General features: G+C 73.5%; 17 protein-coding genes. 4 read left to right on the top strand and 13 right to left on the bottom strand.

Annotated elements, in window-relative coordinates:
- The 9 genes from ABD106_RS13555 to ispG all read right to left on the bottom strand — a co-directional run.
- A partial coding sequence (locus ABD106_RS13555; RefSeq protein WP_343921263.1) for a proline--tRNA ligase occupies nucleotides 1-1,524 on the bottom strand: 1,524 nt, incomplete at its 3' end.
- Between the two features lie 34 nt (nucleotides 1,525-1,558).
- On the bottom strand, nucleotides 1,559-2,299 hold the full coding sequence (locus ABD106_RS13560; RefSeq protein WP_343921265.1) for a hypothetical protein: 741 nt from the start codon (nucleotides 2,297-2,299) through the stop codon (nucleotides 1,559-1,561).
- Nucleotides 2,296-3,288, bottom strand: a complete 993-nt coding sequence (locus ABD106_RS13565) for a VWA domain-containing protein (protein WP_343921267.1) — start codon at nucleotides 3,286-3,288, stop codon at nucleotides 2,296-2,298. The genes ABD106_RS13560 and ABD106_RS13565 overlap by 4 nt, the downstream gene beginning before the upstream one ends.
- The gene (locus ABD106_RS13570) at nucleotides 3,285-4,274 is read right to left on the bottom strand and encodes a vWA domain-containing protein (protein WP_343921269.1); all 990 of its coding nucleotides are present in this window, start codon (nucleotides 4,272-4,274) and stop codon (nucleotides 3,285-3,287) included. Before ABD106_RS13570 ends, ABD106_RS13565 begins: the two co-directional genes overlap by 4 nt.
- Nucleotides 4,265-4,753 carry a hypothetical protein gene (locus tag ABD106_RS13575; RefSeq protein WP_343921271.1) on the bottom strand — a complete coding sequence of 163 codons (489 nt, stop codon included), beginning with the start codon at nucleotides 4,751-4,753 and terminating at the stop codon, nucleotides 4,265-4,267. Before ABD106_RS13575 ends, ABD106_RS13570 begins: the two co-directional genes overlap by 10 nt.
- On the bottom strand, nucleotides 4,740-5,627 hold the full coding sequence (locus ABD106_RS13580) for a DUF58 domain-containing protein (protein ID WP_343921273.1): 888 nt from the start codon (nucleotides 5,625-5,627) through the stop codon (nucleotides 4,740-4,742). Before ABD106_RS13580 ends, ABD106_RS13575 begins: the two co-directional genes overlap by 14 nt.
- A gap of 8 nt (nucleotides 5,628-5,635) precedes the next feature.
- Nucleotides 5,636-6,640, bottom strand: a complete 1,005-nt coding sequence (locus ABD106_RS13585) for an AAA family ATPase (protein WP_343921275.1) — start codon at nucleotides 6,638-6,640, stop codon at nucleotides 5,636-5,638.
- Nucleotides 6,641-6,690: 50 nt separating this feature from the next.
- Nucleotides 6,691-7,947 carry an MFS transporter gene (locus tag ABD106_RS13590; protein WP_343921277.1) on the bottom strand — a complete coding sequence of 419 codons (1,257 nt, stop codon included), beginning with the start codon at nucleotides 7,945-7,947 and terminating at the stop codon, nucleotides 6,691-6,693.
- A 15-nt stretch (nucleotides 7,948-7,962) separates the two neighbouring features.
- A complete protein-coding gene (gene ispG, locus ABD106_RS13595) occupies nucleotides 7,963-9,108 on the bottom strand; it encodes a flavodoxin-dependent (E)-4-hydroxy-3-methylbut-2-enyl-diphosphate synthase (protein WP_343921279.1) in 1,146 nt (381 codons plus the stop codon).
- Between the two features lie 57 nt (nucleotides 9,109-9,165).
- Between ispG and ABD106_RS13600 the strand changes: the two genes are divergently transcribed.
- A complete protein-coding gene (locus ABD106_RS13600; protein WP_343921281.1) occupies nucleotides 9,166-10,167 on the top strand; it encodes an RNase H family protein in 1,002 nt (333 codons plus the stop codon).
- A gap of 79 nt (nucleotides 10,168-10,246) precedes the next feature.
- Here ABD106_RS13600 and ABD106_RS13605 read toward each other — a convergent pair whose 3' ends face one another.
- The gene (locus ABD106_RS13605; RefSeq protein WP_343921283.1) at nucleotides 10,247-11,572 is read right to left on the bottom strand and encodes a M50 family metallopeptidase; all 1,326 of its coding nucleotides are present in this window, start codon (nucleotides 11,570-11,572) and stop codon (nucleotides 10,247-10,249) included.
- Nucleotides 11,573-11,618: 46 nt separating this feature from the next.
- Here ABD106_RS13605 and ABD106_RS13610 point away from each other — a divergent pair, with 46 nt between their 5' ends.
- Nucleotides 11,619-12,230: a peptidase M23 gene (locus tag ABD106_RS13610; RefSeq protein ID WP_343921285.1), complete on the top strand. Its 612-nt coding sequence runs from the start codon at nucleotides 11,619-11,621 to the stop codon at nucleotides 12,228-12,230.
- A gap of 164 nt (nucleotides 12,231-12,394) precedes the next feature.
- Here the strand turns inward: ABD106_RS13610 and dxr are convergent, their stop codons facing one another.
- A complete protein-coding gene (gene dxr, locus ABD106_RS13615) occupies nucleotides 12,395-13,474 on the bottom strand; it encodes a 1-deoxy-D-xylulose-5-phosphate reductoisomerase (RefSeq protein ID WP_343921287.1) in 1,080 nt (359 codons plus the stop codon).
- Nucleotides 13,474-13,980 (bottom strand): OsmC family protein, encoded by a 507-nt coding sequence (locus ABD106_RS13620; RefSeq protein WP_343921289.1) that lies wholly within the window; start codon nucleotides 13,978-13,980, stop codon nucleotides 13,474-13,476. Before ABD106_RS13620 ends, dxr begins: the two co-directional genes overlap by 1 nt.
- 56 nt (nucleotides 13,981-14,036) lie before the next feature.
- Here ABD106_RS13620 and ABD106_RS13625 point away from each other — a divergent pair, with 56 nt between their 5' ends.
- Nucleotides 14,037-15,368 (top strand): aminotransferase class III-fold pyridoxal phosphate-dependent enzyme, encoded by a 1,332-nt coding sequence (locus tag ABD106_RS13625; protein WP_343921291.1) that lies wholly within the window; start codon nucleotides 14,037-14,039, stop codon nucleotides 15,366-15,368.
- Nucleotides 15,369-16,481, top strand: coding sequence for an alanine dehydrogenase (gene ald, locus ABD106_RS13630; RefSeq protein WP_343921293.1), 1,113 nt, complete (start codon nucleotides 15,369-15,371; stop codon nucleotides 16,479-16,481).
- Here the strand turns inward: ald and ABD106_RS13635 are convergent.
- Complete coding sequence (locus ABD106_RS13635) at nucleotides 16,448-19,123, bottom strand: FtsK/SpoIIIE domain-containing protein (protein ID WP_343921295.1); 2,676 nt, start codon at nucleotides 19,121-19,123, stop codon at nucleotides 16,448-16,450. The genes ald and ABD106_RS13635 overlap by 34 nt on opposite strands.
- Between the last annotated feature and the right edge of the window lie 6 nt (nucleotides 19,124-19,129).

The following is a 19,129-nucleotide window of genomic DNA, read 5'->3' on the forward strand; positions in this document are numbered from 1 at the left end:
GGTCGCGGCGTCCTTGCCGGTCGCGACGACGTGCACGTCGAACGGCGCGATCTCGCGCGGCCAGATGATGCCGCGCTCGTCGTGCGACTTCTCGACGATCGCCGCGAGGTTGCGCGTGACGCCGATGCCGTACGAGCCCATCGTCACGGTGACGAGCTTGCCGTTCTGGTCGAGCACCTTGAGCCCGAGCGCCTCGGCGTACTTGCGGCCGAGCTGGAAGACGTGGCCGACCTCCATGCCGCGGTCGAGCGTGACCGGGCCGGAGCCGTCGGGGGCGGGGTCGCCGTCGCGCACGTCGGCGGCCTCGACCCATCCGTCGCCGACGAAGTCGCGCCCGGCGACGAGGCCGAAGACGTGCTTGCCGGGCTCGTTCGCGCCGGTGAGCCAGGCGCTGCCGTCGACGACGCGCTTGTCGAGCAGGTAGCGGATGCCCGTCGCCGCCTCCTCGCCGAGCACGGCGCCGGCGGTCGACCACGGGCCGATGTAGCCCTTGACGAGTCCGGGGTTGGCCTTGAAGTCGTCGTCGTCGGCCGCGGTCACCTCGGCGGGCTGGAACGCGACCTCGACGCGCTTGGCGTCGACCTCGCGGTCGCCGGGCAGGCCGATCACCACGAGCTCGCGGCTGCCGTCGAGGTGCGTGAGGCGCAGCACGACGTTCTTGAGCGTGTCGGCGGCCGTCCAGGGGCGCCCGTCCTCGCGCGGGAAGCGCGCGTTCGCGTCGGCGACGAGCGTCTCGATCGTGGGCGTGTCGGGGGTGTCGCGCACGACCGCCTCGGGCTGGCCCTCGATCGCGATCGGCTCGGGAGCGACCGTCTCGAACGCCTCGACGTTGGCGGCGTAGCCGCTCGCCGAGCGCACGATCGTGTCCTCGCCGACGGGCGTCGGGTGCATGAACTCCTCCGACTTCGAGCCGCCCATCGCGCCGGCGTCGGCCGAGACGATGACGTACTCGAGGCCGAGCCGCTGGAAGATCCGCTCGTACGCGTCGCGCTGGCGCTGGTAGGAGGCCTCGAGGCCGGCGTCGTCGACGTCGAACGAGTAGGCGTCCTTCATCGAGAACTCGCGCGCACGCAGCAGCCCCGCCCGGGGCCGGGCCTCGTCGCGGTACTTGTCCTGGATCTGGAAGATCGTCAGCGGCAGCGCCTTGTAGCTCGAGACGAGGTCCTGCACGAGCAGCGTGAAGACCTCCTCGTGCGTCGGCGCGAGCAGGTGGTCGGCGCCCTTGCGGTCCTGGAGCCGGAAGATGCCGTCGCCGTACTCGGTCCAGCGGCCGGTGCGCTCGTAGGGCTCGCGCGGCAGGAGTCCCGGGAAGAGCACCTCCTGGGCGCCCGCAGCCGTCATCTCCTCGCGGATCACGCGCTCGATGTTGCGGCGCACCCGGAGACCGAGCGGCAGCCACGAGTAGAGCCCCGCGCCGGCGCGGCGGATGTAGCCGGCGCGCAGCAGCAGTCGGTGGCTCGCGACCTCGGCCTCGGCCGGGTCCTCGCGGAGCGTCGTGAAGAAGAGCTGGGAGAGGCGGATCACCCTGCGAGTCTAGGCACTCGCGAGTTCCCGGTCGTCACCAGGGCCGGTCGACGCCCGTGCCGCCGCTGCCGTCCTCGCCGCCCTGGTCGTACTGGTCCTGCTGCTGCTGCTCGCCCTGCGCCTCCTGGTTCTGCTCCTCGAGCTGCTCCTCGGGCGTCTGCGGCTCGCCCTCGCCCTCGCCGTCGCCGTCGCTCTCGTCGGTCGACTCGTCCTCGATCTTCTCCTCGATGCGCGGGGTCGCGGCCTCGAACTGCTCGGCGGTGTCGGCCTCGTCGGGCAGCGGCTCGTCGAGGCAGCCCTCGGGCAGCGCCTCGATGATCGCGAGCGCCTCGTTGTAGAACCCGTTGGCCGCCTGCGTGTCGTCGGCCTCGCGCGCGACGTCGCCCTGCTTCTCGATCGTCGTCACGAGCGACGCGACGATGACGCAGTGCTCGTGCACCTGCGTCGGCGTGACCGGCTCGCCGTGCAGCACGAGCGACTCCTCGAGCTTGGCCCTGCCCTCCTCGAGCGAGCCGGCCATGGTGAGGTTCACGCCGAGGCCGAACGGCCCCTTCCACGGCTCGACCCAGTTCCACAGCTCGAGCCCGCGAGCCGCCTCCGCGCCCTGCGAGTAGGCCCTGCCCTCGAAGCGGTCGATCGCGGTCTGCGAGAGCACGTTGACGCTGATGAGCTTCGTCGAGACGACGAGCACGGCGAGCGCGACGGGGATGAGCCCGAGCATGAGCCACCACCGCAGCGTGCGCCGCTGCCCGTCGGTGAGCACGCGCCGGCTCATCGTGCGCCCTCCCGGCGCAGGATGCCTCGGGTCGCGCGGAGCGACCGGGCGAGGCTGAGCGCCTCCCACGCGAGCAGCAGGGCGATCGGCACGCCGAGCACCCAGGCGATCTCGAGCCGCGCCTCCTCGGTGCGGTCGAGGTTCGCCTCGCCGTCGGCCGCCGCCATGGGCCCGAGCGCGTCGGCGAGCGGCAGCCCGGGGCCGCGGTGCAGGTAGGTGATGCCGAGCTGGTCGGCGATCGCGCCGAGCTGCGCCTCGTCGATCCTCGAGATCGCGTCGCCGCCCGCCGGGTCCTGCAGGTACTGCTCCTGCGCCGCCGGGTCGAAGCTCGACACGCGCATCCGCCCGCCCTGCTCCGTGCCGTAGCCGAGCACGAGCCCGCGATCGACGAGGCCCGCGACGTCGTCGAACGACTGCGGCGGCTCCTCGGCCGTGTGCTCGCCGTCGCCGAGGTAGAAGACGATCGCGGGCGAGTCCGGCTCGGCCGCCTCGCTGCGCTCGAGCTCGGTGCGCAGCAGGTCGTGCGCGACCGCGACCGAGGTGCCGCGCGACTGCTGCGCGATCTCCGGGCGGAGCGCCCGCACCATCTCGATCACCGCGGAGCCGTCGTCGGTGAGCGGCACGCGCAGGATGGGCTGCGAGTCGAACGAGATGACGGAGATGTCGGCGCCCGCGAAGGCGCGCGCGATCTCGACGACGTCCTCCTGCATGCCGGTCAGTCGCGGCTCGCTCCCCCAGTCCTCGGCCGCGATCGACTGCGACGTGTCGATCACGACGAACACGCGCGCCTGGATGGTCGCGGTCGGCACCTCGCCGCCGGGCACGGCGGGGCGGAAGGCCATCGCGACGGCGAGCACCACGAGGAGCGAGCGGCGCAGCCACGCGAGCCGACGGCCGCGCATGACGATGAGCTGCCAGACGCACAGCGCGAGCATCGCGGCGCCGAGCACGGCGACGACGACGGGGAGCGTCGGGTGGAAGGTGATCACAGTCGCACCCTCCAGGCGATCAGGCAGACGCCGGCGACGAGCAGCAGCACCATGAGCGGCAGCGAGCCCGGCCGGTCGATGATCTGCACCTGCGGGGGCGTCTCGATGTAGCCGGCCTCGATCGCGTTGACGCGGTCGACGATCTGCGGCACGGTCTGCGCGAAGTCGAGCGCGAAGTACGAGCCGCCGGTGCCCTCGGCCACGTCGCGCAGCTCCTGCGACGCCATGTCGCCGCCGAAGTCGAACGGGTTGATGGCGTACACGCGCACCTCGTTGTCGACCGCGAGCTGCCCGGCCTGCGGGAGCGAGAAGATCTGCTGCCCGTTCACGACGTTGTCGGTCGCGAGGATGATCGAGCGCGGGCGCTCGCTCGCCTCGAGGTCGGCGAAGTCGAGCACGCACGACGCGAGGCCGTCGCCGACGAGCGACGCGCCGAGCCCGCTCGCGGTGCCGGCGAGGTAGTTGAACTGCTCGTCGGGGCCGAGCGTGCCGCTGAGTGCGCGCTCGTAGCGGCCGAGCTGGCCGGCGATGTAGTCGTAGTCGCTCGTGAGCGGGAAGGCCATGACGCTCGAGGCGTCGAAGATGCGCATGCCGATGCGCTCGCCATCGAGCTCCGAGGCGATCTGCTGGTAGACGCCGAGGATCTCGGCGTCGACGTCGACCATCGAGCCGGAGACGTCGAGGCACAGCACGATGTCGCGCTTGTAGTCCTCCTCCTGGTTCGCGCTGATGCCCGAGGGCCTCGAGCCGATCGCGCCCGCGACGAGCACGCCGACGAGCGCCGCGAGCAGCGCCCCGCCGATCCACAGCCGGTAGCGCAGCAGCGCGCCGCGGAACGCGGCGAGCGACGTCATGCGGTCGACGTGCGCGACGGGCAGGCCGCGGTCGCGCCGGCGCCTCGGCAGCCACAGCCCGAGCGCGGCGAGCACGAACCCGACCGCGCCGACGATCGGCCACACCCACGGCCACAGCAGCGTCACATCCACGTGGCCACCACCTGCCGCGCGGCGGCGACGGCCGCATCCGGGTCGTGCTTCGCCGCGCGCCGGAACGACGACGGGTAGTACTGCTCGACCGCGCCGTGCACGCTCGGCAGGTCGGCCGCCTGCAGGTCGCGCAGCGTCATGACCTCGGCGACGACGCCGGTCGACTCGTGCGCGAAGAACCGCAGCACGAGGCTGAGCCGCTGCGCGAGGCCGCGCGCGTCGAGCTCGCCCTCGGCGTGCTCCTGCGCGACCTCGTCGATCATCCCGAGGTACTTCTCCTTCACGCTCCGCACGTCGATCGGCACCGGCGGCGGAGGCGGTGGCTCGAGGATGCCGCGCGGCCGCGTCCAGAGCCAGGCGAACGCGTAGGCGGCGAGCACGAGCAGCAGCGCGATCGCGCCGAGCAGCCACCACGGGCCGTAGCCGAAGGGTCCGTACGTGTCGGGTGCGGGCAGCAGCGCCAGGTCAGCGGCGCGCACGGCGGTGCCTCTCGAGCAGGCGGAAGAGGCCGCCGATCGCGGTGGCGCTGTCGCCGATGCGCACGGATGCGATGCCGAGCGTGCGCAGGCCCGTCTCGAGCCGCGCCCGGCGCTCGGCGGTCGCCTCGTCGAACGCCCTCCGTAGGCCGCGGTCGCGGCGCAGGAAGGGCGGCAGGCCGACGCCGGAGTCGACGCCCACGAGCTCGCGGTGGTCCCGCTGGCGCGACATGAGGTCGGCGTCGCCGATCGACACCCACAGCACCTCGTGGCGCGTGTGCAGGCGGCCGAGGTGCACGTCGAGGTCGTGCGTGTAGGCGATGTCGTCGGCGATCACGACGATGAGCGAGCGTCGGCGCATCCGCCGCACGGCCTGGCCGAGCACGCCCTCGAGGTCGGAGTGCGGGCCGTCGAGCCCGATCGCCTCATCCATGCGGCGCAGCATGCGCTCGAGGTGCGACTCGGAGCCGCCCTCGGGCATGCTCTCGAGCCGGTCGGCGTCGCCCATCAGCAGGCCGACGCGGTCGCCGTGGCGGGTCGCGAGGTAGCCGAGCACGCCGGCGACGAGGATGGCGATCTCGCGCTTCGTCTCGCCCGACTCCGCCGTGGCCGCCATGTTGCGGCCCGAGTCGACGACGAGCAGCACGTTGTGCTGCCGCGAGGCGATGTAGCGCTTCACGAGCGGCACGTGGCTGCGCGCGGTCGCCTTCCAGTCGATGTCCTTGACGTCGTCGCCCGGCTGGTACTCGCGCAGGTCGTCGAAGTCGTGGCTACGGCCGTGGTGGATCGAGGCGTACTCGCCGTCGAGCAGCTCGAGGGTACGACGGTGCGCGTGGATCGACATGGTCGTCTTCACCTTGCGCAGTCGTCGCTCCACGACAGGTCCTACGGGGTCCGCACAGCGGCGAAGATCGCGTCGATGATCTCCTCGCTCCTGACGCCGTCGGCCTCCGCCTCGTACCCGAGGATGAGGCGGTGCCGCAGCACGGCGTGCCGGAGGTCCTTGACGTCCTCCGGGATCACCCAGTCGCGGCCCTGCACGAGGGCGAGCGCGCGCGCGGCCTGCGCGAACGACAGCGAGCCTCGCGGGCTCGCGCCGTACTCGATGTAGCTCGCGAGCTGCGCGCCGATGTAGTCCTCGGCGTGCCGGGTCACGTACATGAGCTGCACGACGTAGTTCGTGATCGCCTGGTCGACGTAGACGCGCTTGACGAGCGACTGCAGGAACCGCACGTCGTCGAGCGACGCGACGGGCTCGTCGGGCTGCTCGAAGACGCCGCTCTCGGCGCGCCGCACGATCTCGGCCTCCTCCGTCGGCGACGGGTAGGTGAGGATCTCCTTGAGCAGGAAGCGGTCGAGCTGCGCCTCGGGCAGCGTGTACGTGCCCTCCTGCTCGATGGGGTTCTGCGTCGCGAGCACGAGGAACGGCTCGGGCAGCGGATGCGTCTCGCCGCCGATCGAGGTCTGCCGCTCCTGCATCGCCTCGAGCATCGCCGACTGCGTCTTCGCGCTCGAGCGGTTGATCTCGTCGAGCAGCACGAAGTTGGCGTGCACGGGGCCGAGCTGCGTGCGGAACTCGCCCGAGTGCTGGTCGTAGATCTGCGTGCCGACGATGTCGCTCGGCAGCAGGTCGGGCGTGCACTGGATGCGGTGGAACGACGCGGTGACGCTGCGCGCGAGCGTCGCGGCCGCCGTCGTCTTCGCGAGGCCGGGCACCGACTCCATGAGCACGTGGCCGCCGGTCAGCAGCGCCACGAGCAGCGAGCGCAGCAGCTGGTGCTGGCCCACGACCGTCGACTGGAACGACTGCTCCACGGAGCGGATGATGCGCTTCGCGCGCTCGAGCTCCTCGGGGGTGATGGGATCCCTGCCGGGGACTGCATTCGACACGCGGGCTCCTCGAGGCTGCTGACGGCTGGCGGTGGCGGCTGTCGCCTCGGTCACGGTACCCGGTGCGGGGCGGGTGTCGCTGAACGGCTGCGGGTCGCGAGCACCGCGGCGATCGCGACGGTCGCGATGACGGGCACCATCGCGAGGTTGAGGCCGCCGTAGCCGACGAGCCCGAGCACCGGCCCGGCCGACGCGCCCGCGGCCGCGCCGGCGAGCCCCATGATGAGGTCGCTCCGACCCTGCAGCACGGGTCGCAGCGGCTGCTCGACGGCGGCCGCGACGATCGTCGAGCCGGCGACGGTCGCGGCGCTCCAGCCGAGGCCGAGCAGCGCGAGGCCGACCGGCGAGAGGTCGGGACCGAGCAGGAGGTTCGCGAGGATCGCGGCGAGCAGGATGCCGGCGCCGAGCAGTACGGTCGATCGAGCGCCGACCCGGTCGGTGAGCCAGCCGAACAGCGGCGACAGCGCGTACATGCCCGCGGTGTGCGCGCTCATGGTGAAGCCGATGAGCGCGAGCGCGTGGCCGGCGTGCTCGAGGTGCACGGGGGTGAGCGCCATCACGCCGACCATGGTCGCGTGCGCCCCGGCGACCGCGACCACCGCGGCGATCGCGCGGGGATGGTCGCGCAGCCGCAGCGCGGGGCGCGCGCCCGACGACTCCGGCGCATCCGCCCGGCTCTCGAGCAGCGGGTCGGGCCGCAGCAGGAACCACAGCACCGCGGCCATGATCGCCGTGGCGGTGCCCGAGATGACGTAGGCGCCCACGAGGTGCGGCAGCCCGAGCGCCATGCCGAGCACGTCGCCGGGCGCGATGAGGTTGGGCCCGATGACGACGCCGATCGTCGTCATCCACACGACGACCGAGAGGTCGCGGCCGCGCCGCCGGGGCTGCGACAGGTCGGTCGCCGCGAACCGCGACTGCAGGTTGACCGCCGTCGCTCCGCCCAGCACGAGGAAGCCGGGCAGCACGATCCACGGCGAGCCGAGCGTGCCGCCGACGGCGAGCAGAACGGTGCCGAGCAGCGCGAGCATCGCGCCGGTCGTGAGCGCGACGCGGCGGCCTCGGTGGTGCGCGAGGCGCGCGAGCGGCACCGCGAGCCCCGCGCCGCCGAGCGTGAGCAGGGTCGCGGCGAGGCCGGCGAGCTCCGCCCGCCCGGTCACCTGCTCGACGAGCAGCGAGCCGACGCCGAGCGCGACGCCGTTCGCGACGCCGCCGAGCGCCTGCGCGGCGGAGAGCACCACGAGGGTGCGCCGCTGCGCCGGATGCGGGGGCGCCGGATGCTGTGACGCCGCGGGCGCGCCGGTCACCGCTGCCCGCGCATGTCAGGCGGTCGTGACGACCGTGGCCTCGCCCGAGGGCAGGCCCTGCTCGTCGGCGAGCTTGCGGGCCTCTTCGATGAGCGTCTGGACGATGTCGGCCTCCGGCACGGTCTTGACGACCTCGCCCTTGATGAAGATCTGGCCCTTGCCGTTGCCCGACGCGACGCCGAGGTCGGCCTCGCGCGCCTCGCCGGGGCCGTTGACGACGCATCCCATGACGGCGACGCGCAGCGGCACCTGCACGTCCTTGAGGCCCTCGGTGACCGCGTCGGCGAGCGAGTAGACGTCGACCTGCGCGCGACCGCACGAGGGGCACGAGACGATCTCGAGCTTGCGCTCGCGCAGGTTGAGCGACTGCAGGATCTGCATGCCGACCTTGATCTCCTCGACCGGCGGCGCCGAGAGCGAGACGCGGATCGTGTCGCCGATGCCCTCGGCGAGCAGGATGCCGAACGCCGTCGCCGACTTGATCGTGCCCTGGAACGCAGGGCCGGCCTCGGTGACGCCGAGGTGCAGGGGCCAGTCGCCGCGCTCGGCGAGCATCCGGTAGGTCTTGACCATGACGACGGGGTCGTTGTGCTTCACCGAGATCTTGAAGTCGTGGAAGTCGTGCTCCTCGAACAGGCTCGCCTCCCAGACGGCCGACTCGACGAGCGCCTCGGGCGTGGCCTTGCCGTACTTCTGCAGCAGTCGCGGGTCGAGCGAGCCGGCGTTGACGCCGATGCGGAGGCTCACCCCCGCCGCCTTCGCGCGCTTGGCGATCTCGCCGACCTGGTCGTCGAACTTGCGGATGTTGCCCGGGTTCACCCGCACCGCCGCGCAGCCCGCGTCGATCGCCTGGTAGACGTACTTCGGCTGGAAGTGGATGTCGGCGATCACCGGGATCTGGCTCTTCTTCGCGATGATGTGCAGCACATCCGCGTCGTCCTGGCTCGGCACCGCGACGCGCACGATGTCGCAGCCCGTCGCGGTGAGCTCGGCGATCTGCTGGAGCGTCGCGTTGATGTCGGTCGTCTTGGTCGTGGTCATCGACTGCACCGAGACCGGCGCGTCTCCCCCGACGAGCACCTTGCCGACCTTGATCTGCCGACTCTTGCGACGGGGCGCGAGCGTGAGCGGCGCGGGGCTCCCCAGGTTGATGGCTGCCATGCCGTCCAGCCTACGCGCCGCAGGTCGAGCGTCTCCTCGGCTGGCAGGATCGAGACCATGATCACCGCAGCGGCCGACGGCTCCTCCCTCGGCAATCCCGGTCCGACCGGCTGGGGCTGGTACATCGACGACGCGCGCTGGGCCGCGGGCGGGCAGCGGCTCGGCACGAACAACATCGGCGAGCTCTCCGCCGTCGTCGACCTGCTCCAGCAGACGGTCGGCGTCGACGAGCTGCTGATCCTGTGCGACAGCCAGTACGTCATCAAGTCGATCACGCAGTGGATGCCCGGGTGGAAGCGCAAGGGCTGGCGGAAGGCCGACGGCAAGCCCGTCATGAACCGCGAGCTGCTCGAGGAGCTCGACCGGCTGATGACCGAGCGCAAGGCGGCCGGCGGCGTCGTGCGCTTCGAGTGGGTGCGCGGCCACGCGGGCCATCCGCTCAACGAGGAGGCCGACCGGCTCGCGAACGGCGCGGCGACCGCGTTCCAGCGCGGCGCGGTGCCGGATGCGGGGCCGGGGTTCTCGGCGCCGAGGTCGACAGGGCCGGGGTCGACAGGGCCGGGATCCTCAGGTGGGACGCACGCTCCCGCAGCCGCCGACGCATCCGCGCCGGCCGCTTCCGCACCGGCGCCATCCGCACCGGCGCCGGCCGCGGCGGCGCCGGCCGCGGCATCCACGACCTCGGTGGGCCTGTTCGACGACCTCGACGGCTTCCTCGCCGACGACCCCGACGAGGCGACGGTCGTGCGGCTCGAGCGCGAGCTGCTGAGCGACCGGGTGCGCGCCGACCCGGCGAGCGTCGCCGCGATCCTGCACCCGGAGTGGGAGGAGATCGGCGCGTCGGGCCGCCGCTGGAGCCGCGACGAGCTGCTCGCCGAGATCGCGCCGCTCCCGTCGCCCGTCGAGCTCGAGCTGCTCGCGACGCACCGCGTCTCGGACGACGCGCAGCTGCTCGTGTGGCGCTCGGTCGGCGAGTCGAGCGCGCTGCGCAGCTCGCTCTGGGTGCGCAGCGGCGCCACCTGGCGGCAGCGCTTCCACCAGGGCACGCGCGAGGCCTGACGCCCCTCCGGCCCTTCTACGTCGCGGATGGTCGCTCGAGCGCTATATCGCGATGTCCGACCACCGGCGACGTTGAGGGTCAGTTGAAGAGGCTGACCGGCTTCACGATGTCGGCGTAGATGAGCAGCGCGCTCATGACCCCGAGCACGCCCGTCACGACGAGCGTCACGGGCACCCACTTCGCCGTGTCGAGCGGCGTCGCGACGGTGCCGCGAAGCTTCGCCCATCCGCGCCGCACCGCGTCGACGATCGCGCCGAGCACGTGGCCGCCGTCGAGCGGCATGAGCGGGATGAGGTTGAAGACGAAGAGCGCGACGTTGAGGCTCGCGAGCAGCTGCACCATGGCGCTCACGCGCTCGAGGATCGGCACCTGGTCTAGCGAGGCGATCTCGCCCGCCATGCGGCCGACGCCGACGACCGAGATGGGCCCGTCCGGGTCGCGCTCCCCCGGCCCGAAGGCGGCCTCCGCCACGGCGACGAGGCGCTGCGGCAGGTTGAGGATGAGCTCCCCCACCCGCAGGACGTTGTCGCCGACCGCGGGCAGCACGGCCGACGCGGGCTGCTGCTCGACCACGTACTGCGGCCCGACCCCGACGAAGCCGATCGTCTCGGTCACGGGCTCGCCGCCCGACTCGACCTGTCGCCCGCGGTCGTCGAAGACGTAGCGCTCGGTCGCGAGCGGCGTCACCTCGAGCGTGAGCGTCTCGCCGTCGCGCTCGACCTCGAACGGCGTCGGCACCGCCGCGCGGTCGCGGATGGCCGCCTGCACGTCGGCCCAGCCCTCGACCGGCTCGCCGGCGATGCCGATGATCGTGTCGCCCGGCAGCATCCCGGCGGCGGCGCCCGGCGCCTCGGGATCGTCGGCCGCGCACTCGCTGCGCTCCTCGGTCGCCGAGATCACGCACTCCGAGACGGTCGAGACCGTCGTCGAGGGCACCGCGATGCCGAAGGTGCACAGCACGATCGCGTAGAGCACGATCGCGAGCAGCAGGTTCATGGACGGCCCGCCGAGCATGATGACGATCCGCTTCCAGGTCGCGAGCCGCCAGAACGCGCGGTGCTCCTCGCCCTCCTGGATCGACTCCGCGCTCACCGTGCGCGCATCCGACACGAGCGTGTCGAGGAAGCCCGTCGACGCGTCCCGCGACTCCCCGCCGGGCTTGAGCGGCGGGAACATCCCCGACATCGAGATGTAGCCGCCGAGCGGGATGGCCTTCACGCCGTACTCGGTCTCGCCCTTGCGGAACGAGAGCAGCGTCGGGCCGAAGCCGATCATCCACTGGCCGACGCGCACGCCGAAGGCCTTCGCGGGCCACAGGTGGCCCAGCTCGTGCAGGCCGATCGAGACGGCGAGGCCGATGACGACGACGAGCACGCCGACGATGTAGAGCAGGACGGGTTCCATCGCCGCTCAGGCTAGTCGCACAGACCAGGTGCCTACGCTGTCGAGCATGGCAGCCGGCCCAGGATCGAGAGGCGCCGCGACCGTCGCCGAGCGCGTCCCGCGGTCGCAGTCCGATGGGCGCGGCATCGTGCTCGGCGTCATCGGGCTCGCGCTCGTGCTGCTGCTCGCGTGGATCCTCACGCGGCCCGCTCCCGATCCCGTGCAGCAGACGGCGACCGTCGAGGGGGAGCTGCCCCGCTCGGTGGGCGGCTGGAGCGGCGAGCAGCTCGAGCACGCCGCGATCGTCATGCGCGCCGGCCGCGACCTCGGGATGGCCGAGCGCGACGTGCGGGTCGCGGTGATGACCGCGATGGGCGAGTCGAGCCTGCGGGTGCTCGATCGCGGCGATCGCGCCGGCCCCGACTCGCGCGGCCTGTTCCAGCAGCGCGATCCGTGGGGACCGTACGAGGTGCGCATGGACGCCTACGGCTCGGCCGTGCTCTTCTACCGGGCGCTCGCCCGCATCGACGGCCGCGACGCGATGGCGCCGACGCTCGTCGCGCACGCGGTGCAGATCAATCGCGATCCCAACCACTACGAGCGCTGGTGGGACGACGCCGGCGAGGTCGTCGCGGCGATCGACCGGGCCGCCCCGGTCGTGGTGGTCACCCCGAGCTAGCGGCCGCGAGGGCTACCGGGCCCATGTGCACGCTACTGTCGCCCGCGCGCCCGCTGGGCCGCAACAGCGTGCACACCCGACGCGCACGCTGGCGGTGGTGTGCACACTCTTGTCGCCCGCGCCCCCGCCAGGCCGCAACAGCGTGCACACGCGTCAGCGGATCGCTAGCGGTTCACCCGGCATACCTCGTCGGCGATGCGGCGCGCCCACGCCTCCGCCTGCAGCACCCGCTCGAGGGTCAGCTCGCCCGGCTCGTGCAGCTCGAGCACGCGCTCGATCGCCGGGATGATGTCGAGGAACCCGATCTCGCCGAGGTGGAACGCCCGCACGGCCTGCTCGTTCGCGGCGTTGAAGACCGCAGGGTAGGTGGACCCCAGCCGCCCGACGCGCTTCGCGAGCGCCACGGCCGGGAAGGCGGCCTCGTCGAGCGGCTCGAACGTCCACGCGGATGCCGTGGTCCAGTCGAGCGGCGCACCGACGCCGTGCACGCGGTGCGGCCAGTCGAGCCCGAGCGACAGCGGCAGCCGCATGTCGGGCGGCGAGGCCTGCGCGATCGTCGAGCCGTCGACGAACTCGACCATCGAGTGCACGATCGACTGCGGGTGGACGGTGACGTCGATGCGATCGAGCGGGATGTCGAACAGCAGGTGCGCCTCGATCACCTCGAGGCCCTTGTTGACGAGCGTCGCGGAGTTCGTCGTGACCATCGGGCCCATGTCCCACGTCGGGTGCGCGAGCGCATCCGCAGGGCTCACGTCGGCCATCCGCTGCCGCGACCAGCCGCGGAACGGCCCGCCCGAGGCGGTGAGCACGAGCCGGCGCACCTCGCCGTGCTCGCCCGCGCGCAAGCACTGCGCGATCGCGGAGTGCTCGGAGTCGACCGGCACGATCTGCCCCGGCTTCGCGCGCCGCATCACGAGATCGCCGCCGGCGATGAGCGACTCCTTGTTGGCGAGCGCGAGCGAGCGGCCCGCGTCGAGCGCCGCGAGCGTCGGAGCGAGCCCGACCGAGCCGGTGATGCCGTTCACGACCACGTCGCACTCGACCGACTCGATCATCGTGACGGCGGCGTCGGCGCCGAGCGCCGCCTCGCCGCCGAACTCCGCCTGCTGCGCCTCGAGCCCGGCGCGGTCGCTGCCGGCGACGAGGCCGGCGACGCGGAACCGGCCGGGGTTCGCGCGGATGACGTCGAGCGTCTGCGTGCCGATCGAGCCCGTCGAGCCGAGGATGATGACGCTGCGCATCAGTGCTCCCCTCCCGCGTGGCCGCCGGCGACGACGGCGCCCGCGACGACGATCGTCGGCTCGTGCAGCACGGGGAACGCGACCGACGAGGCGATGAAGCAGTCGCGGTTCGCCTGGGCGTGCGCGTCGAGCGCGTCGGCCGCTCGCGACGCATCCGTGATCGTCACGACCGGGCGCAGCACGGCCTCGGTGAAGCGCCCGCCGGTGCCCGACGTCTCCATCGTGCCGCTCGCCGCGTCGCGGTAGTCGGTGACGACGATGCCGCGCGAGGCCGCTTGGTGCAGGTACGAGAGCATGTGGCACTGCGCGAGCGACGCGAGCAGCAGCTGCTCCGGGTTGTGGCGCGAGCGATCGCCGCGGAAGGTCGGGTCGGAGGAGCCCAGGATGTCGGGCAGCCCGTCGATCCGGATGACGTGGTCGCGGGTGTAGGAGCGGTAGGTGCGCGTGCCCTCGGCACCCGCTCCGGTCCATTCCACCTCGACGGCGTAGGCGTGGCGCATCGGCATGGCCTCAGCGTAGGCCGCCCGCTCTCGGCGCACGCTGCGCGGCGTAGGATCGGAGCATGACCGACACCGCCGTTTCCGCGCCGTCCCGCTCCGTCGTCACCGAGATCCCTGGCCCGAACAGCCGCGCGCTGCTCGAGCGCAAGGCGAAGGCGGTGCCCCAGGGGATCCCCCACCAGCTGCCCGTGTTCATCGAGTCGGCGCACGACGCGATCATCACCGACGTCGATGGCAACCGCTTCATCGACCTCGGCTGCGGCATCGGCGTCACGACCGTCGGCCACACGAACGACGCGGTCGTCGCGGCCGTCCGCGAGCAGGTCGGCAAGCTCACCCACTCGCTCTTCGGCACGACGCCGTACGAGCCGTACGTGCGCGTCGCCGAGTACCTCGCGAAGCACACCCCCGGCGACCACGAGAAGAAGACGTTCTTCGTCAACTCCGGATCCGAGGCCGTCGAGAACGGCGTCAAGGTCGCCCGCCGGCACACCGGCCGCCGCGCGGTCGCCGTCGTGGAGCACGGCTACCACGGCCGCACGAACCTGACGATGACGATGAACTACAAGCCGGCGCCGTACGCCACCGGCATGGGCCCGCTCGCCTCCGACATCTTCCACGCGCCGGGCTCCTACCCGCTGCAGGACGGCCTCAACGGCGCCGAGGCGGCCGAGCGCACCCAGTACTACCTCGAGAAGCACGTCGGCGTCACCGACCTCTCGTGCCTCGTCATCGAGCCCATCCAGGGCGAGGGCGGCTTCATCGTGCCCGCCGAGGGCTACCTCGCGGCCATGCAGGAGTGGTGCACCGAGCACGGCGTCGTCATGATCGCCGACGAGGTGCAGTCGGGCATCTGCCGCACCGGCACGACCTTCGCGTCGGAGCAGCTCGGCTGGGTGCCCGACATGGTGCTCTCGGCCAAGGGCATCGCCGGCGGCATGCCGCTCGCGGGCGTCACGGGCCGTGCCGAGATCATGGACTCCGTGCACGTCGGCGGCATCGGCGGCACCTTCGGCGGCAACCCGGTCTCGTGCGCGGCCGCGGTCGCGGTCTTCGAGCAGATCGAGGCCGACGACCTGAACGGCGAGGCCAAGCGCATCGAGCGCGTGCTGCGCCCGCTGCTCGACGCCCTGGCCGAGGAGCACCCGGAGATCATCGAGGTGCGCGGCCGCGGTGCGATGCTCGCGATCGAGTTCATCGACCCGTCCTCCGGCGCGCCCATCCCGACCGCGCCCATCGCGCAGGCGGCCGGCCTCGACGGCGTGCTCGTGCTGACGGCGGGCACCGACTACAACGTGCTGCGCTTCCTGCCGAGCCTCGCCATCACCGACGACCAGCTGCGCGAGGCCGTCGAGGTCATCGGGCGCGCGATCGCGTCGACGAAGACCGCGTAGATGCTCGTCGGGGTCCCGCACGAGATCAAGGCCGACGAGGCGCGGGTCGCCCTGACGCCGGCCGGCGCGGCCGAGCTCGTCGCGCGCGGGCACGAGGTCGTCATCGAGGCCGGCGCGGGCGTCGGCAGCGGGATCCCCGACGAGGCATACGTGGCGGCGGGTGCGCGCACCGTCGCGACGGCGGAGGAGGCGTGGGACTCCGAGCTCGTGCTCAAGGTGAAGGAGCCGGTCGACGGCGAGCTCGACCTGCTGCGCGACGACCTCACCCTGTTCGCCTACCTGCACCTGGCTGCCGCGCCCGAGCTCGCGCACGCGCTGCTCGAGCGAGGCACGACGGCGATCGCCTACGAGACGGTGCGCGCCGCCGACGGCTCGCTGCCGCTGCTCGCGCCGATGAGCGAGGTCGCCGGCCGCCTCTCGGTCGTGCAGGGCGCCTCGCTGCTCACCGCTCCCGCGGGCGGTGCCGGGCTGCTGCTCGGCGGCGTGCCGGGCACGCACGCCGGCCACACGGTCGTGCTGGGCGGCGGCGTCGCGGGCACCGCGGCGGTCGAGATGGCGGTGGGCCTCGGCTCGCGCGTGACGGTGCTCGACGTCTCGCTCCCCCGCTTGCGGCAGTTCGACACCGTCTACGGCGGGCGCGTGCAGACCCTGCACTCGAACCTCGTGACGGTCGCGGGCGCGGTGGCGGACGCCGACCTCGTGATCGGCTCCGTGCTCATCCCCGGCGCGAAGGCTCCGAAGCTCGTCACGAGCGCCATGGTCGAGGGCATGCGCCCCGGCTCGGTGCTCGTCGACATCGCGATCGACCAGGGCGGGTGCTTCGCCGACTCTCGGCCGACGACCCACCGCGAGCCGACCTTCCGCGTGCACGACGCGGTCTTCGCGTGCGTCGCGAACCTGCCGGGCGCCGTGCCGCGCACGTCGACGTCGGCGCTCACGAACGCCACCCTGTCGGCGACGACGCGCATCGCCGACCTCGGCTGGCGCGAGGCGCTGCGGGCGGATGCCGGGCTCGCGGAGGGCCTCAACACGTCCGGCGGCGCGGTCGTGCACCCGGGCGTCGCGTCGTCGCTCGGCGTTCAGGCCGTGCCCCCCGCCTCGCTGCTGGGGTAGCGCAGCCGCTCGAAGCGACCGCCCTCGAGCACCCACGCGGGCTCGCCGCGCATGGGCGGCACGGGCGGCGCGTGCCGCAGCAGCTGCCGCAGCGGCCGCTCGTCGACGCCGAGCGCGACGACGGGCCGGTCGGCGCGGAGCCGATCGAGCTCGCCCCATGCCGCCTCCCACTCGGCGACCGTGCCCGCGACGACGTCGCCCGGCTGCCCCGGGCGTGCGGCCGCGCGCGCGAGCGCGGGCAGCGGCACGCTCGGACCGAGCACGATCGCGGCGCGGCCTGTCGGCATCGCGACCGAGCGCGGCTCCCGCCGCGCTGCGCTCGCCCCCGGCAGCGCGAGCTGGATCCGCTCGTCGCGCGACCAGCCGGCTCCCGGCGGCAGCGACGCGTCGTGCAGCTGGCCCGTGCCGCCCGCGACGAGGTGCTCCTGCCGGCTCGCGATGCGCAGCAGGATGCGCAGCTCGGCGAGCGGCGCGAGCTGCCCCATCGCGCTCGAGACGCGACGCGCGGTGAGCGCGACGGGCGCGCCCTCCCGCATCCGCCTCGCGAGCAGCTGCGCGACGATCCCCTGCTGCTCCTCCCCCAGCCGCGCGAGCTGCAGGTCGACGTCGTCGACGACGAGCGGCGCGCGCTGCCGCGCGTCCTGCAGCGCATCCCACAGGGCGTCCTCGCGGTCGACGACCTCGCAGCCGAGCTGTCCCGCGACGAGGTCGGCGAGGCTCGAGCGCCCGCTCGCGGCACCGCCGATCGCGAGCAGCGGGCCGTCGAGGGCGGGTCGCCACTCGAGCGGCGCGACCCGCTGCTCGGCGGGCAGGTCGACGAGCCCGAGCCGCACGAGCGGCGCGGGGCCGAGCGGTGCCGTCGACCCGCCAGCCGTCGGCACCGCGGCGAGCGGCAGTCGGACGGGCAGCGGCTCGCACCAGGGCCGCGGCGGCCGCGGCTGACCCGCGGCGCCGGCGACGAGGCGCGCGAGGTGCGCGGGCGAGGCGACCGCCGCTTGGGCGGTGAGCGTCGCACCGCCGCTGATGCGGACGACGCACCGGCCGCGCGCGGCGAGCGGGATGGCCGCCGCCTCGGGCGTGCCGGTGATCGCGACCGCGTCGTGCTCGTGGGTGACGCGCAGCGAGATGCGGATGCCGCAGTTCGCGAGCAGCGCGTCGCGCACCGCCTCGGCCGGTCGCTGCGTGCACAGCACGAGGTGCACCCCGAGGGAGCGACCGCGCGCCGCGAGGTCGACGAAGAGGCGATGGAGGTCGGGCAGCTCCTGCAGCATCGCCGCGAACTCGTCGACGACGATCACGAGTCGCGCGATCCCGGTCGCGGCATCGATCGCGCGCACACCCTGCGCGGCGAGCAGCCGCTCGCGACGCCGCAGCTCGGCCCGCAGGCTCTCGATCGCGCGGCGGGCGCCGCCCTCGTCGAGGTCGGTCATGACGCCGACGCAGTGCGCGAGCGCGACGAGCGGCGCGAACGCGGCGCCTCCCTTGAAGTCGACGAGCAGGAAGGCGACCTCGTCGGTGGAGCGGCCTGCGGCGATCGCCGCGACCCACGCGAGCAGCAGCTCGCTCTTGCCCGATCCGGTCGTGCCGCCGACGACGGCGTGCGGCCCGTCGCGCACGAGGTCGAGCTCGATCGGCTCGTCGCCGACGAGGAAGACGGCCGCGAGCCCGCCCGCCGCCCCCGGCAGCGCGTCGAGGTCGACGTGCGCTGGCAGCCCACCCGCACGTCGGATGCCCGCGTGCTCGGCGGCGAGCGCGAGCGTGGCCGCGGCGGAGGCCGCCTCGCGCTCGGCGATCGCCTCGGGCCCGCACGAGCGCGCGCCCGCCGTCGCCTCGTCGAGCGCGATCCGCACGACGACGCGGCACTCGCGCGGCAGCGACGACGCGTGCTCCGCGACGGCGACGGTCACCTCGAGCCCGTCGCCGACGACCCGCACGGCCGACGCCGGTTCGCGGTGCAGCGGATGCGGCACGGCCTCGAGCCAGTCCCACGCGTCGTCGTCGGGCGCGATCACGTCGGCCGCGTCGGGCGGCACCGCGTCGAGCACCTGGACGACCGCCGAGCGCGCGGCCGCGAGCGCCAGGGGCCCCGGACCGACGAGTCCGATCCCCTCTCGCGCGTCGACGACGACCGGGCCGCGGAGCACGGCGGCGAAGGAGCGGAGCCGCTCGGCCTCGGCGGCGATGCCGAACGGGTCGGCGGCCGGCACCTCGCCCTCCACGACGATGCCGGAGGGCAGCGCCCCGGTGCCGAGCACGACCTCGACGGGATCGCCCCGCGCTCGACGCCAGCGATGCGGATCGTGCGGCGGTCGAGCGGCGAGCGCGCGCGGCCCGGGGTGGTCGGCCGCGAGGGCGAGCCGCCGCTCGTCGAGCGCGGCGTCGATCCTGTCGGCGACCCGTGCGAGCTCGGACTGCCAGCGCTCCTGCTCCTGCCGTCGTCGGCGCCGGCGCACCCGCTTGCCGTCGCCGACGCTCGCGAGCGCGATGAGCGGGCCGAGCAGCGCGAAGACGAGCACCGTGGGCGTCTGGAGCAGCAGCCACAGCGCACCGGCGCCGAGCACGGGCGCGAGGCTCGCGAGCAGCGGGAACGATGGCGGATCCGGCTCGGTCGGCGGCCGCGGCAGGGCGATCCGGGTCTCCATGCGGCG

The sequence above is a fragment of the Agrococcus citreus genome, assembly GCF_039527715.1.
In the GTDB taxonomy this organism is placed as follows: Bacteria; Actinomycetota; Actinomycetes; order Actinomycetales; family Microbacteriaceae; genus Agrococcus; species Agrococcus citreus.